Genomic DNA, 15,781 nt, shown 5'->3' on the forward strand with positions numbered 1-15,781 from the left:
TGGTTTGTCGAAACAATGTTCAGTTTTCAAAGGTCTACCAAGTTATCAGAAGCAATTGCTCCGTGACAACTTTTAAAGTATATCATGTCGTCAAAACCTTGTCAATAACTTTTTGAAGTTTATTTTGAATGTTTATTCAAAACTCAACTACTTTAATCACTGGCCAAGCTCTTGCTCGACAACATAAATCATTGTATCAGTTGCTGTTTGAACCGTCAAGCACAAATTTCAAATTTGTATGAACATTCAGAAATCTGTTATTTATGCAATTGGCCGTCCTCGCGACAACAGATAATATCATATCAATCATTGGCAACCCGGTCAAGGATTTTTTCAATAAAAAAAGCAAACACCCCACTAGGATGTCTGCTTTTGATCTAATTGTTGTAACGCTTCAGCTTTCCAGCCCTCTAACCGGTCAGCAATCGGCTTAAATCCGTTGTTGACGTGATGGTTGGTCCAATAGTGCCGGTGCTGGTGTTCATGGAGCGGCCCATCCAGCTCTAAGTGTTCTAAGCAGCGAATCGACAGGCTGATCTTACCCGTGAATTCATCAATATCCAAAATCACCACGTCAACCTCTTGATTAACCTTGAGATAATCATGGATATCCTTCACGTAGCCACAATGACACTCGGAAATGTGGATCAGTCCCTGACGATGGCCCCCGAGACTCACGAACGCACCGTACGGTTGAATCCCCGTAATTCGGCCGGAAACCCGCTGGCCAATCTTAAATGCCATGGGGTTGCCCTCCTTCATTTAATCGGTGACCGTTACCTTGTCCATCGTCACGGGCGTTGCCGGCTGATCACTGGCATCCGTGTCCACCTTGGCAATGGCATCGACGACGTCCATCCCCGCAATGACCTGGCCAAAGACCGTGTGCCGGAAGTCTAACCACGGGGTCCCCCCGTTTTGATAGGCCTTCACGATTTCTTCTGGGAAACCGGCATCGCGCATCTGCCCCTGCATCTGCTCGGTCATATCCGTGTCTTGCACGATAAAGAATTGACTGCCATTGGTGTTAGGGCCGGCATTGGCCATGGAAACGGCTCCCCGCAGGTTGTATAACTCTGGTGAGAATTCGTCGGCAAAGGGTTGCCCCCAGATACTTTCGCCACCCATCCCCGTTCCGGTTGGGTCGCCTCCTTGAATCATAAAGTTCGGGATGACCCGGTGGAACGTCAAGCCGTCATAGTAACCAGCCTTGGCGTGGGTTACAAAGTTTTCAACGGTCTTGGGCGCTTGTTCGGGAAAGAGTTGCATTTGAATGGTTCCCATGGACGTTGCGAGCGTCACCTTGGGTCCCTTGGCATTAGCCAAATCAATCTGTGGAAACTTTGTCATAATTGTCCTCCATATCTTCTTTCAAAAAAGTTCTGCTTCTATTATCACCGCCCCACGACAAAAATGCAACCGAACACGTCGGTGCTATACTGGAGGCAACGCTCTGCAACCACATTAATAAGGAGATTATCATGCCAAAATCATCCACATCACTCTACCAACGGACCACCGACCTGCTCGAACAGCGCGGGGTGTCCCTCGAAGCCATTGCCAACCTGGTCATGTTCTTGCAAAAGGACTACCTCCCCGACCTCACACTGCCCCTCGCACGGGAAAGTGTCACCACCGTGCTGCACAAACGGGAGGTCCAAAACGCCCTGATCACGGGGATCCAACTCGACATCAGTGCCGAACACCACGCCCTCTTAGAACCCCTTCAGACCATCGTGGCCCAAGATGAGGGCCTCTACGGTGTCGACGAGACCATGGCGCTCTCCATCGTCAACGTCTACGGGTCCATCGGCCTCACCAACTACGGCTACATCGACCGGGTCAAGCCCGGCATCCTGAGCATCCTCAACGCTCACGACCCCGAACACATCCACACCTTCCTCGATGACCTGGTCGGTGCGGTCGCGGCAGCAGCGGCCGCCCGTCTCGCCCACGACGACGCTCCGTTATAACGTTCACCTTCCCAGCCCCCGTTTAAAAGTCACAATTTCCTTAAGTTTCGCCGCACCGGCTGACGGCGGGGTCGATTGCCGTTACAATGTAGGCAACCTTAATATGGAGAAGGAGTACCTCAATGGGCTATTTAATCGATTTTGTTTTACACATTGATGATCACCTAGTCAATATCGTGAATACGTTCGGTGGGTCCACCTACCTGATTCTGTTCGCGATTGTGTTTGTCGAAACCGGTGCCGTCATCTTGCCATTCCTGCCCGGTGACTCGTTACTGTTCGCCGCCGCGGCCTTGGCTGCCAACCCCGCCTATGGCCTGAACATCTGGCTCTTCGTCGCCTTGTTCCTAATTGCCGCCATCGGGGGCGATTCGCTGAACTTCTACCTGGGACACCGCGTCGGGGCCGCCTTATCGAACCACTCGTGGTTTGGCCGGCTGATCAATAAGGATAAGTTGGCCCAATCCGAGCAATTTTTCCGGAAGCACGGGCCGTTAGCCATCTTCTTGGGTCGGTTCATGCCGATCATCCGGACGTTCGTGCCGTTCACCGCGGCCGGGTCGCAGTTCCCGTACCAACGCTTTCTCAAGTACAACGTCAGTGCCGCCATCACCTGGGTCTTCATCTGCTGTGGTGGGGGTTACTTCTTCGGCAACATTCCGTTCGTGAAGGAGCACTTCTCAGCAGTCGTGCTGGGCATCATCGTGATCTCCCTGATCCCCGCCATCGTTGGTTGGCTCAAGGGACGGCATACCACGCCGCGAGCTCCCCAGAATTTACCAGAAGATGAGTAAGTAAAAAACGTTTAGGCGTGATTGGCTAAACGTTTTTTTGTATCCGGGATGGCTCCCGGAGATTTTTTCGTGTTATGCGTCCGTGTTCCGGGGCGTCGTCGGGTCGGTGGCCCGTCGAATCGCCCGGCGCGCCCACCAATAGGCTGCCCCGACCCCCGCTTCAAACAGCAAAAAGGCCAGTACGAAGCATTGGAGAAAGAACGTGTCGGGCAACGCGTTGATGACCGGGTCTAATTGGGGATCAAACAACCAGTCGTTGTTGCGGAACAGGATTTGATGAAAGGCGATAAAGAACCCGTTAAAGTTCACCGCCAGACACCCGCCTAAAACGACCGGAACCACCGCAGCTACCTGCATGGGCCGTAGCAACCGCCACTGCTCCGCTCGCTGTTTGAGCGCGCGCAGGTACCAGATGGCTGGGCCAATCGTAATCAGCAGGACCACGTGATCGAGTAAAAAGAGGCGTTTAACGTCCTCGAAGTGAATCATCCCCGTGTAAGACGTGGGAAAGTCCCGCATGTTAAGCGTCGTCACCCAGGGCAACTCGAGGTAACCCAGTAATTGCCGGTAGTTCTCCATCAGCCGCCGCGCAGAAAGATCCACGGTGTGACTGATGTCTAACCAGCTAATGTTCAGCCGATATAACCAAAGCGCGTTGATGGTCAGGGTGATGCTCAAGCTGACCAGCGCTAAGAATAGCGCCGTCAGCCCCAACCAGCGCCCCCACCTAGCCACGCGGCCCCGCTTTCAGGTCCCACTCGTCCAGCGACGCCACCGTATAGGTCGGTTGGATGGCTTCTTGGGCCACCTGGGCCGGCGTCGAGACCCCGGTATACACCAGCAGTGTGTCCGTGCCCGCGTGAATGCCGGCCTCGATGTCCGTATGGTAGTTGTCCCCCACCATAATGGCCTGATCGGGGGTCACCCCGAGTTGTGTCAGGACGTTTTGTAGCAGGATGGGTTCCGGCTTGCCCACGAAGATGGGCGCCGTCTGGGTCGCGTACCGGACCAGGTCCACCAACGCCCCCGCCCCGGGCATCAAGCCCCGGGCCTTGGGAATGTTGGAATCGGAATTGGTCCCGATAAAGGTCGACCCTCGTTTGATGGCGAGGATGGCCTTGGCAAACTTCTCGTAGGTCACGTCGCTATCCAGACCGACCACCACGTAGGCCGGTCGGTCCTCATCCACGGTGAAGCCCTTCGCCGCGAGGGCCTGCCGGAGACCGATCTCACCGATCACGTAGACCGTCCGGGGCCCCGTCTCACCGGCCAGCTGATCCAGATAGTCGGCCGTGGCCAGTCCCGCCGTGTACACGTTATCCGTGGTCACGTGAATATCGTGATTGTCCGCCAGGTTCTGCACCACCGCCGCGGGGAGTTTCGTGGTGTTATTGGTCACAAATTTAAACGGAATCTGGGCGGCCTGGAGGCGTTCCACGAACCGTTTGGCCGCTGGATACCGTTGGCTACCCGCGTAAACGGTCCCGTCTAGGTCAATCATGTATGCTTGATAGTCTTTCACTCGTAACGCTCCCTAATCTTCTTTTTTCTTGCGAATGGTAAAGTGACGCCGACCCTGGCCACCCGAGGCCACGGTGACCGTTTTACCGGCCGCTTTGGCTGGCTGGGCCGTGGTCCGGCGCTCTTCCGTGTACGGATGCGTCGTATTGCGGTGCCGGGAGTGCCGCGACCGCCGGCGATGGCCGCCCCCATGGTGGCCGTTGCCGCCCGCTTTTTCACCGTTGGCCGCCGTTGCCGTATTCTTGGTCGGCGTGGTGGCCTTCTCCGTCGTTTCTTGATGGTTGCCATGATGGCTGCCGTTGCGCCGCCGGGAGCGGTTTCGCCGCGGCTTTTGCACGGGCTTGGCGTCTAAGTTATGCAAAATAAAATAGGCGCACCCGAAGTTACAGGACTCGTACAGGTAATCCTGCACCGCGTCGATCTGGTTTTGCTTGGCGCCCGCGCGATCCTCGGCATAGAAGCCCTTGAGGCGCAACTGCTCGAAGCCCCAGTCGCCGACCAGGTAGTCATACTTGCTGAGAACGGTGCTGTAGCGCTGGGCGAACTCCTCCAGGTTAAATCCCTGACGGACGTCCGCCACGATTTCGTAGTCGTGTCCGTTGATCTGTAGGTGGGTCTCATCGACCCGCACGACCTGCGCACTGGGCTCTCGTTTCTCCCGCTGCTCAGCCACCAACGCTTCTAAATCCTTGCGATCCACCGTCTTCATCCTCTCGTTCGTTCAATTTTAAGGTAAGGGGTCGTGCCGCCCGAGGTACTGGGCGAACACCTCCCGTAATAAGTCTTGATATAAGATCTGATTCTGTCCCACGATCTTCAGGGTCGGGAAAAACGGGACAAATAGGTAATGGTCGACCATCGCCACCCGGTAGGTCTTCAACGGGGAAACGGGCTCACCGCGCCAGGTGACCGCGTGGGTCTGGGCGTCGTAGGCGATTCCCAGGTAATTCAACTCCCCGAAGACCTTGCCCCGAAAGCCCATCCCCCGCTGCGGAAAGTGCCGCAGAAAGAGCCGAACGGACTCGAATTCCTGCACCAGACGCCACAGGTTATAGCCATCGAGGGTCACGGTCATCACGTGCATGCTGTGGGGCAACATCTGATGCAGGTGTTGCTGGGTGACCACCCCGGCCGGCAAATCGCGGAGAAACAGGCCGGCGTTTAACACGGCCGCCTGGGTGCCCGCGTACTCGGCAATGGCGTGCAGGCCCTCTTGGACCAGTTGGGGGTGGCCCGTGGCGTTCGCTTCCATGGCGACCGGGACCTGTGCGACCCGTTGTTCCGATAGGATTGATTCTCCCAGGTCGCTGAGGCCCTGAATCTCGGCGGCATCCGCCGGCTCAACCGGCAACGTTTTCGTTTCCACCACGCTTGCCGCGGCGGCCACGATGTGGTGCTGCGAGTCGAGGGTCAGGCTCACCCGTCCCACGTACTGCCCCCACTTGCCGGCCGCTGCCAGCAGGCTGTGATTGACCCGTTCGCCGTGGGGTAAGCGGTGGTGGGTGTGACTGCCTAAGATCACGTCGACCTGCGGAAAGCGCTTGGCAATCTGCCGGTCGACGTTAATGCCTAGATGGGACAATAATACGCAACAATCGGCCTGCTGCCGGTACTGGGCCAATAAGCGGCTCAACGTCGGCATGACGGCCAGGGGCGTCCAGCCCGCCAAGGGGTAAGTCAACTGATACGGCGCCGTCAGCCCGAGCACTAGCACCCGGGTCCCCGCCGCCGTGGTCAATAACCGGTGGTCGACGGCCCAGTGCGGCAATGCCCCCTGTAAGGTCCGCAGGTTGCCCAAGACGACCGGAAAGTTAGCGTGGTCATACAGATGGTCCAGTTGGGCGCGCATGAACCCGAGGCCCTCGTTATTCCCGATGGTCACCGCGTCATAGCCCACCTGGTTCATCAGTTTGACGTTTTGCTGGCCCACCGTGGCTTCCGACACGGGGTGTGCCCGGTCGACATGGTCGCCGAGATCAAAGGTGTACACCGTGCCCCCCGCTTGCTCGGCGGTGGCGCGTATCGCCGCGAGGTAGCGCCGAATCCGGGGCCAGTTCTCAAAGTGTGAGTGTAAGTCGTTGGTGTGTAAGATGGTGATCTGTTCCATGCCCGTGCCTCCTCATCACACTGATTTTAATCGTAAGCCATCCCCCGAGTACGGTCAAGCTATTGTTTCGTCTTGAACTCGGCGGCCTTGCCCGTCACCATCTGTTCGATCTCCGCCGTCGAGAACGGCGTGCCAAACGGGACCGGCTGGGTCAGATAACGCTGCTCCGGGGTGTCGACCCCGACGTTGATGTTCTCCTTGACCGGGACCGCGTAGTGGTGAATGTGCCCGTGCAGGTTGATGATCTGCTTCACGATCCCCAGCATCATCGGGTAATGGGTCATGTAGTACTGCCGGTGATCGTACTTGATCAGGACCCCCACGTCGTGAAAGGCGTATTTAGGCTGCCCGTGATCGATGGGATTGTGCGCGGCCAGGTACTTGAAGAGCGCTCGGCTGTCGTGATTGCCCTTGATCAGCTCAAGGTGCCCGTTCAGTTGGGACAACACGTCGGCGACCGCCTGATCCGACTTAACGGCCGGGTGCGTGAAGTAAAGCGCGATGTCGCCTAGGTGGTACACGGTATCGGTCGGTGCCACCCGCGCGTTCCAATGATCAATAATGGTCTGGTTCATCACCTCGACCGATGGAAAGGGACGCGGGGCAAAATCGTTGTTGCCGAGCAGATCCTTATGAAAAAAATGGGTATCTGACGTAAAGTATTGCATGCTTTGACCTCCTCGTCCGCGCTTCTGACGGCGCACTTTCCGTGGTCCGAAATCACCACCGGGCCACTAGTCGCCCGTCAGAAGCGCTGTTTCAATTAACTGTCTTTAAATCACGTCTAAGGGTTCCTTACGCGTTGGCCGTGGGTACTGCTCATCCAGGGCGGCTAATTCGGCGTCACTGAGCGTCAGGTCCATCGCCGCGATGTTTTGCTGCATATGCGCGACCGAGCTGGTTTGCGGGATGGCCAGCACCTGCGGGTCACGAATGACCCACGCCAAGAGTACTTGATAAATGCTGACCCCGTGCTGCGCGGCGATCTGTTTGACCACCGGATTCGTGGTCAAATGCTGGCCCCACGCATCCCCCTGCGCGATGGGGGAATAGGCGATCAACGGCAACTGGTGCTCGCGTTGCCACGGCAGGACCGCATAGTCGATGCCCCGGCTGCCCAGGTGATACAGGTCCTCGTTGGCCTGGGCGTGCGGACCGTTAGGCAGCGACCAAAGCTCCTGCAGGTCGGCGATGTCGAAGTTCGAGACGCCCCAGGCCTTGATCAGGCCCTGGTCCTGCAACCGTTGCAGTTCATCGACCGTTTCGGCCAACGGCACGCTCCCCCGCCAGTGATAGAGGTACAGGTCCAGGTAGTCCGTCCGGAGCCGTTTCAGGCTGGCCTCCAGGCTGGTCTGCATCCGGTCACGGGACGCATTTTCGGGTAGCACCTTCGAAATCAAAAAGAGCTGTTGCCGATCCAAGGAACTGAGGGCCTCGCCCACCAGGTCTTCGGAGCGGCCGGACCCGTACATCTCGGCCGTGTCGATCACCCGCGCTCCCGCGGCGACCCCCGCACAAATCGCGGCGATCTCCGTCTCCCGTAACCGCGGTTGGTCCCCCATGTGCCACGTGCCGATTCCAATCGTCGGGACCGTCTGCCCTGCTAGCGTTAACGTCTTCATCCGAAACCCCTCCATATTTTAGTCGTTACATTAATCCTAGCACTTTACGGCCAATTCCGCCGTTTCCAGGACCAAAGTCCCGGGCAAAAATCGGGGAGTGCCCGCACCCAGTGCGGGGCCAACCCGGTTAACCGGTGTGGGCGAACGGTCCCCTGTGACGCCGCCCCTACAAAAAAGGCCGTGACTTCGCGCGTCACGACCCCTCTCGTTTATTTTTCAATAATGAACGCTCAACGTCCTAACGGTCAGAATCGTCGGATTCAATATCGGAATCCGTGGTAGACGTTGTGGACGACGCCCGAACCATTTCGCTGGCCTTTTCCCGGTTCCGCAGACGTTTCCCGAGCCACAGACCGACCAACCAGATGGCCGACCCGACTAACGCGATCAGTGTGTCCGTCCGGAACAGGAGGATGACCCCGACGCCGGCCAGGAATACCAAGACCGCGTAATCCGTGAATGGGAACAACGGCATCTTAAACCCGTGCCCCGGTTGCTTGGTCGCCTGCAACTGCCGCCGGTACTTGATGTGGGCCAGCACGATGGATCCCCAGATGAACAGGAAGCAGGTCGTGGCCACACTGGCGACGAAGGCAAACACGTGCCCCGGAATGATCAGGTTCAAGAAAACGGAGACCGCGATGATCACCGTGGAGAACCGTAACGCGTGAACCGGGACTTGCGCCTTGGACAAGGTCCCCATCCGCTTCGCAAACTTGCTCTTACCGCGGTACGTCAGTGAGAAGAGCATCCGTCCGGTGGTGAAGAGCGAACTGTTGCAGGCCGAAGCCGCCGCCGTCAGGACCACGAAGTTGATAATGGACGCCGCCGTCTGAATCCCCGCATTCTTGAAGACCTGCACGAAGGGACTGCTGGTGGCGGAAATCGATTGCCATGGGTAGATGCACATCAATGCCAGTAACGACCCCAGGTAGAACAGGATGATCCGCATCGGGATCTCGTTGATGGCCTTAGGAATCACTTTCTTGGGATCGGCCGTTTCGGAAGCGGTCATCCCCACCATTTCGATGCCGACGAAGCTGAACAGGACCATCTGGAAGGATAAGAAGAAGCCCTTCCACCCGTTCGCGAAGAAGCCCCCGTTGGTCAGGTTGGCCACGCTGGCGTGCCCGACCGGCGTCGGAAAGTGAACCGCGACCATGTAGATTCCGGCAATGATCAGGGCCACGATGGCAACGATCTTAATAATGGCGAACCAGAACTCGGTTTCCCCGAAGGCACTCACGGTGACCGAATTCAATAAGAGCAGAATCCCTAAGAGCACCAGACCGGTGACCCACTGGGGCAACCCCGGAAACCAGTACTGCATGTACTGCCCGGCCGCGGTGATCTCGGCCATGGCGATCGTGATCCAGCAGATCCAGTAGGTCCAACCGGCCACAAAGCTCATGTTCTCACCCAGGTAACGGCGAATAAAGTCAATGTAAGAGTGTGTGTTCAAGTCGGATAGCAGGAGTTCCCCTAACGCCCGCATCAGCAAGAAGCACATGACACCCGTAATCAAATAGGCAAACAGGATGGAGGAACCGGCCAGATGAATCCCCTGACCAGATCCCAGGAACAGCCCCGTCCCAATCGTCCCCCCCAGGGCGATCAGCTGGACGTGGCGGCTTTTGAGCTCACGTGAGAAGCTCTGGTTTGAATTTGATTGAGTATTTTTCATCTTTACTTCCCCCTTGTTGAAATACATTATACACGCTCAAGGGGACAATACCAGAGACGACGCTGGTTAGTTCATTGGCCTAAGCGGAGCGAGCCCCGCTATAATCGCATTTATTTCACTTTATTACATTTTTGTTGATTTATTTTCACTTTAATGTGAAAGCAAAAGCGTGCCCCGGGACCAATCCCGGCAGCACGCCCTTGTAACCCATTTCAATTAAGCTTGTTTCCGCAACCGTTCGATATCCCGGACGATCATCAATTCTTCGTTGGTTGGGATCAGTAAGGTCTTGATCTTGGAACCTTCCTTACTCAAGTCCCGTTCCACGCCCCGAATGTTGTTCTTTTCAGGGTCGACACCGATGCCGAAGTAGCCCAGCTTGTCGGCCACTTCTTGGCGAATCATAATGTCGTTTTCACCCACACCGGCCGTGTAGACGATGGCGTCGGCACCCCCCAGTTCAGCTAGGTAAGCGCCCACGTAACGGACGATCCGGTTGATGAACATGTCCCGGGCCAACTTAGCACGGTGGTTCTTGTCTTGAACCTTTTCCAGGTCCCGCATGTCGGCAGAAACACCGGAAACACCCAGCAGACCGGACTTCTTGTTCAAAATGTTGATCATGTCATTCGGCTTGTCAATGTTCAGCTTTTCCATCAGGTAAGCGACCAATGAGGCATCGATGTCCCCAGAACGGGTCGCCATTTCGATCCCGGCCAGTGGCGTGAAGCCCATGGAGGTGTCGAAGGACTTGCCGTTCTTGATGGCCGTGATGGAGCCACCGGCACCCAGGTGCATGGTGATCAGCTTCAGGTCCTCTAACGGCTTACCCAGCATCGCAGCTGCGCGGCTGGCCACGTAACGGTGACTGGTCCCGTGGGCCCCGTACTTCCGGGCCCCAAACTTTTGGTAATACTCGTAAGGGATTCCGTACATGTAGTTGACTTCTGGCATGGTCTGGTGGAAGGACGTATCGAAGACCGCCACGCTCAAGACGTTCGGCAAGATCTTCTTGAAGGCCCGGATACCCATGGCCGCCGCTGGGTTGTGCAGAGGCGCGTATTCGGCCAGGTCTTCGATCTTCTTCAGAACGTCATCATCGATGATCGCGGAGTCCTTGAACTCTTCCCCACCGGCAACGACCCGGTGACCAACGCCCGTGATTTCGTTGAAGTCCTTGATGATCTTCAAGTCCGTCAATTGGTCCAGCATCAATTGGATGGCTTCCTTGTGGTCGTTGACGTCTTGGTGCGTCTCGTACTTTTGGCCGTCACCGTACTTGATTTCGACCAACGAATTGCCCAGTCCGATCCGGTCAATGGCCCCTTCGGCGATGACGGATTCGGCTGGCATTTCGAATAACTTGAACTTTAATGTGGAACTTCCGGCGTTAATTGCAATAGATTTTCCCATGTGGTCTGTTCTCCTTTTACGCGTTGTCGGTCAGCAGGTTTTGTTCTTCCCACTGAACGATCTCGGCGATAAACTTTTGAAACGCTGATTGATCTTTAAATGAAGGGAATTCTCCCAACATCACTTGTTCAACTTGCTTGGCGCCCGCTCCCGGCTTCTGCAAGATCAGAATGGCCTTTTGCGCGTTCGCGTTGGCGAAGAGCTCCTTTGGCAGATTCAACAAGCCTTGCAGGTAGGCATTCTTCGGTAACCACTTCAGTAAGCCCTTGGCCTCTTGCGTCTGGAACAACTGTGACGGGACTAAGAAGACCCCGACACCCCCCGGCGTGAGTTGCCGAATGGCCTGTTCGAGCAGCAAATGGTGCACGAACGAGTGGCCCTCGGTGGCGCGGGTCTGATAGCCCTGCGCATTCTCGTCAACGGGATAGTAGCCAATCGGCAGGTCCGCCACGATCAGGTCACTCGCCGGAACCAAGAGGGGTTCCAACGCATCCTGATGGACGTACTCGACGGGTAGGCGCTGCAGGTCACTTGATAGCTGAGCGATGGCCAACAACGTATCATCATTGTCCACCCCATAAGCCGTGATCTTCCCGGGAACCACTTCCTTCAGCTGCGACACGACCGCGGTCAACAGGTTTCCCGTTCCCACCGTCAAATCCAGCAGCGTCAGGTCGTGCTTCCGGTGCGCTAACCGGGTCACCAAGTACCCCATGATGTAGGCAATCGTATCTGGGGTTAATTGATGATTGGCTTGAATCTCATCAACACGAATCGCCTTCAACAGGACCAACTGAATGGCCCGCCGAACCGTCTCCGCGTCATAACTTTGCCAAGGTGCTTGCTGGTACAGCGTCGTCAACTGTGCGACCGTCTGTTCGTCGGGCCGCCCGTCTTCGACTTGCACCGTCCCATTCAACAGGTTGTCCCCCGTCTCAATCAAGGCATCTAGGTAAGAAGTTTCGAGCACCTTTTGCAGGGTCGTGGTCGATTGATCCAGGACCTTAAAGAGTGCTTCCGTCTGTTCTTGTGACAGGACGCTTCGCCTCCTTGTGAAAATAACATAACACAATGTATCCGTTCTCTATACTACCGATTTTTGAGAACTTATTCAAGCAATCTTTGTGTCCTCGCGTGGTCAGCGACCGAAGCCTCCCGGCGAGCGACCTGCCGTCGATATTGTGAAATGGATTGCCGGTAGACCGTCACGACCTCCTGCGTCGTCCGGTGCCGGGCGGCTTGTCCCACCAAGATCAAGGTCAGTAACAGACTCATGGCTGCCAGAAAGACCAACGCCCACGCCGTTAAGAAGCCACGGGGGTGCCGCGTAAGTCGACCAGGGTCTCGTCCCATGCCGTCGCTCCTTCCCATTGGATGCGTAACTGCACCACGTCCGTTGACCGCAGTTCGCGCCACTCGATGGCGCGAACTCCCCGCAACAAGAGAAAGTTTCCCCGGTCCCGGTCATCGGTCCACCTGAGCGTGTGCGCCGCATCCAGCGTCAGTTGCACGTGCTTGTCTGCCTGCGCGTGATCCACCAGCACCAGCGTCTTCCCGTGCTGCCCCAGATACCGGTAGCGGCCCCGCTGTTCCAGCCGCTGGAGAAACAGATAAAGGGCGGTGGGGTCCGGGTCACGGTGCCAGCTCGTCTGCCGTTCCCAGCCCGCCGTCAACCCCACCAACAGCGCGCCGATGCTCAGGGCCAGCAGGGCTTCCACCAGGGTAAAGCCGGTCCGCGGCGCCATCAGCTCAGCGTCCGGGCCAGCCACACGTCCCGCTCCTGACGGGTGCGCACTAGGGTGGCCCGGTCGCGCACCGCGACTCTGTGCGTCATCCAAAGGGCCTGTTCCGTCATCACCAGTGTCAGACACACGATGCTCAACGCCACCAGGGCGTCCGGCAATAACCATCCCCGGACGCGGTCTTTACGCCGTTTCGTAAACATTCACTAAGCTCCCTCCGAATTGAACCGCTTGTTGCCAGTGGTGCCCGGTGGCCGTACTCCGCCAGTGAACGGTCCGGGCCTGGCCCCATCCCTGCGCGTTAAACCGAAAATCCGTCTTGGTGGGGCCGTCCAACCACCGCAGGCTCCGAGGAATCGGAATCGTCTGCCGACAACGCCAGGGCTTTGGTGCCCAGAGCTCCACTCGCCGGGACGCCGGGACCACCACCAGCACCGTTTCATTGTGCTGACTAATGGCAAGCTGGCGGGCGGTCCGCCACAACCGCTGCCACGCCGGCCAAAATGCCCGTTCGGCAAGACTGGCCCGACTGACCGCGGCCGGCCCGGCCAACAGTAAGCCCAAGCCGGCGGTCACTCCCAAGACCAACACCATCTCATACAGGGTGAATCCCCGTCTACGTCTGCTCACCGACCGTATCCCCCTTAATCGTGAGATGTTCCGCCGTGGCCTGATGGGCCTGTTGCGGCGTCAGATACTTTTCTTTGACCAGCTGCTCATACGTCACGTTATGTTCCCCCTCATGATCGTCCAAGTAGGCGGTCACCTGACCTTGGACCACCGTGGCCATCGCGTGTTCGTGAATTCCTTGGGCGCGGTGGCGCTGGCCGTTGAGGTTGGGCAGGATAATTAAAATCAATAATGAAATAATAAACAACACGATGGTCATCTCGACCAGCGTAAAACCGTGTCGGTGCGTCATTGATAGACCCCCTGTAAGTTTTGATAGAGCGGTAACAGCAGGCGCAGGTAGGCCGTCACGATCAGCCCCGCGACCAGCGTCAAAAGGACCGGCTGGACCCAGCTGAGGGCCCGTTCGCTGAGCCGGACCAGTTCTCGATACTGTAAATGGCTATACGCCGTGAGCTCGCGCGTGAGTTGTGCGCGGGGACTGCCCTGCTGTAGAAAAACCAGAATCTGCTGGGGTACGTAGGCCTGGCGTTGCAGCCAGCCCACCGGAAATTGCCCCTGGCCAAGTCGCTGTTGCAAGTGCTCGGCCAATTGCCGCAGCAGGGCCCGGGGCGGCAGCTGCCGCAACTGGGCCAGCATCTGCTGGACGCTCAGTCCACTCGCCAGGAGCTGGCTCAGGGTCGCCGCGAGATAATACGCGTAGTATGTCTGAAAGATGGGGCCCACTAACGGCCAGTGCAGGCACCGGCTTGCTCGGCGCAGGCTGGGCAGCCGCCACCACCAGCGAAGCACCAGACCGATGCCCACTACCACGCCGCCACCAAGTATCCCCCAGACTCCCGGCCAGGCGGGATGGACCGGCCCCGTTTGCGGGGCCAATTCACTCTGCAGTTGGGGCAGAACGCCCCATTGGAGCGCGCCCAACAAGCCACCCATGCCCCCCAGCAGCCCCAGCGGATAGGCCAACAGTTGCCGCAGGCGCCGCCGTTGCTGCGCCAATAACCGTAAGAAGGTCGCCGCCTGGGCCAGCGCCGCCCCCAGGTCCCCGTTGACCGCGGTGAGTTGCAGTTGAAAGGCCACGTTGGCCTGGAGGTGCGGCGTCAGACACGCTAAAAAGGGGGTGCCCGCCGCCAGGTCCGCCTCCATTTGACCGAGGTCCGCCGGTAACCGGCGCGTGGTCGTGCGTAAAAAGCGCAGGGCCTGTCGCAGGGAAAACCCGCTCGCCAGTTGGTCCGCCAGTAAGCGGCAGACCGCGGCCTGTTGTGAGAGGGGCCACCTAGCCGTTCTGAAAGACCCGTTGGGTCGTTTGCGTAATCGTGCCAGCGTGAAAAGCTTCATCAAGGGCTTGTCGCCATCCTTTCCAAGTTCCCGGTTGCCACAGTGCCGCGTCCGTTACCAGGTCCAATAAGACGGCCGGCCCCCGCGCCGTGCGGGGAATCAGCCGCTGATAACTACTGGCTACCAGGACCTGGCGCAGCTGCGCATCGGCGATCCCCAGGTCCGCGAGCCGGGCCCGGGTCCCCGTCGCGCTCTTGGCGTGGACCGTGCTGAGCACCAGGTGGCCGCTCAAGGCGGCGCGAACGGCGGCCTGGGCCGTCCGGGCGTCCCGAATCTCCCCGATCACGAAGACGTCGGGCCGGTGCCGTAGCCCCACCTGGATCAGCGCGTCATAGGTCATCTGGGCCGCCGCGTTGACCTGTAGCTGAATAAACTGGGGCTCCTTGACCTCAACGGGATCCTCAATCGTCAGCACCACGGCTCGTTGCGCCAACTCACGGGCAATCGTGTACATCGTCGTGGTCTTCCCCGCCCCCGTCGGCCCCGCGAACAACACCAATCCCCGTTGCTGAGCCAACGCCGCGACCTGGGGCCGTTGACGGGGCAGCAGATACGCCAGTTCGCTGGCCTGATACGGGTAGATCAACCGAATGACCAACGATTCGCGCCCCACGTAATCCCCCACCGTCGATAGCCGTAATTCGACGTGGGTCTCGGTCACCGGCCAGGTCAAGGCCCCGACCTGGGGGCGCCGCCGTTCACTGACCGTCATATCGGCGTGAAATTTGAAATAGGTCAACAAACGTTGCCCCTGATCCTGCGACAGTTCCCGCCACAACAGCGGCTGGGCACCGCGCCGAAAGCGTAGGTGATACCCCGTGGCGGTGGGCAATAGGTAAACGTCGCTGACCCGCTGGCGGTAGGCGGCCAGAATCAGGTCCGTGGCTAATTGCTGAATCATGTGATTCCTCCTTTACGGTGCTTTTGGTTAACTCCGTCAAGACCGGACAAATTTGG

General features: G+C 57.9%; 20 protein-coding genes. 2 read left to right on the forward strand and 18 right to left on the reverse strand.

Annotated elements, in window-relative coordinates:
* Positions 1–357: 357 nt before the first annotated feature.
* Positions 358–744, reverse strand: coding sequence for a CvfD/Ygs/GSP13 family RNA-binding post-transcriptional regulator (locus FD37_RS08790; protein WP_045807364.1), 387 nt, complete (start codon positions 742–744; stop codon positions 358–360).
* An 18-nt stretch (positions 745–762) separates the two neighbouring features.
* Positions 763–1,350, reverse strand: a complete 588-nt coding sequence (locus FD37_RS08795) for a peptidylprolyl isomerase (protein WP_045807365.1) — start codon at positions 1,348–1,350, stop codon at positions 763–765.
* A gap of 131 nt (positions 1,351–1,481) precedes the next feature.
* Between FD37_RS08795 and FD37_RS08800 the strand changes: the two genes are divergently transcribed.
* Complete coding sequence (locus FD37_RS08800; RefSeq protein ID WP_056964877.1) at positions 1,482–1,973, forward strand: phosphatidylglycerophosphatase A family protein; 492 nt, start codon at positions 1,482–1,484, stop codon at positions 1,971–1,973.
* 122 nt (positions 1,974–2,095) lie between these two features.
* Entirely contained in the window at positions 2,096–2,767 is a 672-nt protein-coding gene (locus tag FD37_RS08805) for a VTT domain-containing protein (RefSeq protein ID WP_045807366.1), read from the forward strand.
* A 72-nt stretch (positions 2,768–2,839) separates the two neighbouring features.
* Here FD37_RS08805 and FD37_RS08810 read toward each other — a convergent pair whose 3' ends face one another.
* The 16 genes from FD37_RS08810 to comGA all read right to left on the reverse strand — a co-directional run bounded on the left by FD37_RS08810 (position 2,840) and on the right by comGA (position 15,725).
* Positions 2,840–3,502: a TIGR01906 family membrane protein gene (locus FD37_RS08810; RefSeq protein WP_056964879.1), complete on the reverse strand. Its 663-nt coding sequence runs from the start codon at positions 3,500–3,502 to the stop codon at positions 2,840–2,842.
* Positions 3,495–4,289: a TIGR01457 family HAD-type hydrolase gene (locus FD37_RS08815; protein ID WP_056964881.1), complete on the reverse strand. Its 795-nt coding sequence runs from the start codon at positions 4,287–4,289 to the stop codon at positions 3,495–3,497. The genes FD37_RS08810 and FD37_RS08815 overlap by 8 nt, the downstream gene beginning before the upstream one ends.
* Positions 4,290–4,301: 12 nt before the next feature.
* Positions 4,302–4,997, reverse strand: a complete 696-nt coding sequence (locus FD37_RS08820) for a YutD family protein (RefSeq protein WP_056964883.1) — start codon at positions 4,995–4,997, stop codon at positions 4,302–4,304.
* 18 nt (positions 4,998–5,015) lie between these two features.
* A complete protein-coding gene (locus FD37_RS08825; protein ID WP_056964885.1) occupies positions 5,016–6,395 on the reverse strand; it encodes a bifunctional metallophosphatase/5'-nucleotidase in 1,380 nt (459 codons plus the stop codon).
* 59 nt (positions 6,396–6,454) lie between these two features.
* Entirely contained in the window at positions 6,455–7,063 is a 609-nt protein-coding gene (locus tag FD37_RS08830) for a metallophosphoesterase family protein (RefSeq protein ID WP_045808341.1), read from the reverse strand.
* Between the two features lie 105 nt (positions 7,064–7,168).
* Positions 7,169–8,017 carry an aldo/keto reductase gene (locus FD37_RS08835; protein ID WP_056964887.1) on the reverse strand — a complete coding sequence of 283 codons (849 nt, stop codon included), beginning with the start codon at positions 8,015–8,017 and terminating at the stop codon, positions 7,169–7,171.
* 238 nt (positions 8,018–8,255) lie between these two features.
* The gene (locus FD37_RS08840; protein ID WP_056964889.1) at positions 8,256–9,701 is read right to left on the reverse strand and encodes an amino acid permease; all 1,446 of its coding nucleotides are present in this window, start codon (positions 9,699–9,701) and stop codon (positions 8,256–8,258) included.
* A gap of 216 nt (positions 9,702–9,917) precedes the next feature.
* Positions 9,918–11,114 carry an acetate/propionate family kinase gene (locus FD37_RS08845; RefSeq protein ID WP_045808338.1) on the reverse strand — a complete coding sequence of 399 codons (1,197 nt, stop codon included), beginning with the start codon at positions 11,112–11,114 and terminating at the stop codon, positions 9,918–9,920.
* Between the two features lie 16 nt (positions 11,115–11,130).
* Positions 11,131–12,150, reverse strand: a complete 1,020-nt coding sequence (locus FD37_RS08850; RefSeq protein ID WP_045808367.1) for a class I SAM-dependent methyltransferase — start codon at positions 12,148–12,150, stop codon at positions 11,131–11,133.
* Positions 12,151–12,221: 71 nt separating this feature from the next.
* Complete coding sequence (locus FD37_RS12840; protein WP_147007663.1) at positions 12,222–12,467, reverse strand: hypothetical protein; 246 nt, start codon at positions 12,465–12,467, stop codon at positions 12,222–12,224.
* Positions 12,419–12,883 carry a prepilin-type N-terminal cleavage/methylation domain-containing protein gene (locus tag FD37_RS08855; protein ID WP_147007664.1) on the reverse strand — a complete coding sequence of 155 codons (465 nt, stop codon included), beginning with the start codon at positions 12,881–12,883 and terminating at the stop codon, positions 12,419–12,421. The genes FD37_RS12840 and FD37_RS08855 overlap by 49 nt, the downstream gene beginning before the upstream one ends.
* A complete protein-coding gene (locus FD37_RS08860) occupies positions 12,859–13,059 on the reverse strand; it encodes a hypothetical protein (RefSeq protein WP_056964891.1) in 201 nt (66 codons plus the stop codon). The genes FD37_RS08855 and FD37_RS08860 overlap by 25 nt, the downstream gene beginning before the upstream one ends.
* Positions 13,040–13,486, reverse strand: a complete 447-nt coding sequence (locus FD37_RS08865) for a type II secretion system protein (protein ID WP_147007665.1) — start codon at positions 13,484–13,486, stop codon at positions 13,040–13,042. The genes FD37_RS08860 and FD37_RS08865 overlap by 20 nt, the downstream gene beginning before the upstream one ends.
* Positions 13,473–13,778, reverse strand: coding sequence for a competence type IV pilus major pilin ComGC (comGC, locus tag FD37_RS08870; protein ID WP_045808334.1), 306 nt, complete (start codon positions 13,776–13,778; stop codon positions 13,473–13,475). The genes FD37_RS08865 and comGC overlap by 14 nt, the downstream gene beginning before the upstream one ends.
* A complete protein-coding gene (locus tag FD37_RS08875) occupies positions 13,775–14,824 on the reverse strand; it encodes a type II secretion system F family protein (protein ID WP_082605167.1) in 1,050 nt (349 codons plus the stop codon). The genes comGC and FD37_RS08875 overlap by 4 nt, the downstream gene beginning before the upstream one ends.
* Positions 14,763–15,725, reverse strand: a complete 963-nt coding sequence (comGA, locus tag FD37_RS08880) for a competence type IV pilus ATPase ComGA (RefSeq protein ID WP_056964895.1) — start codon at positions 15,723–15,725, stop codon at positions 14,763–14,765. The genes FD37_RS08875 and comGA overlap by 62 nt, the downstream gene beginning before the upstream one ends.
* Positions 15,726–15,781 lie beyond the last annotated feature (56 nt).

It is taken from the genome of Levilactobacillus spicheri DSM 15429 (assembly GCF_001435095.1).
In the GTDB taxonomy this organism is placed as follows: Bacteria; Bacillota; Bacilli; order Lactobacillales; family Lactobacillaceae; genus Levilactobacillus; species Levilactobacillus spicheri.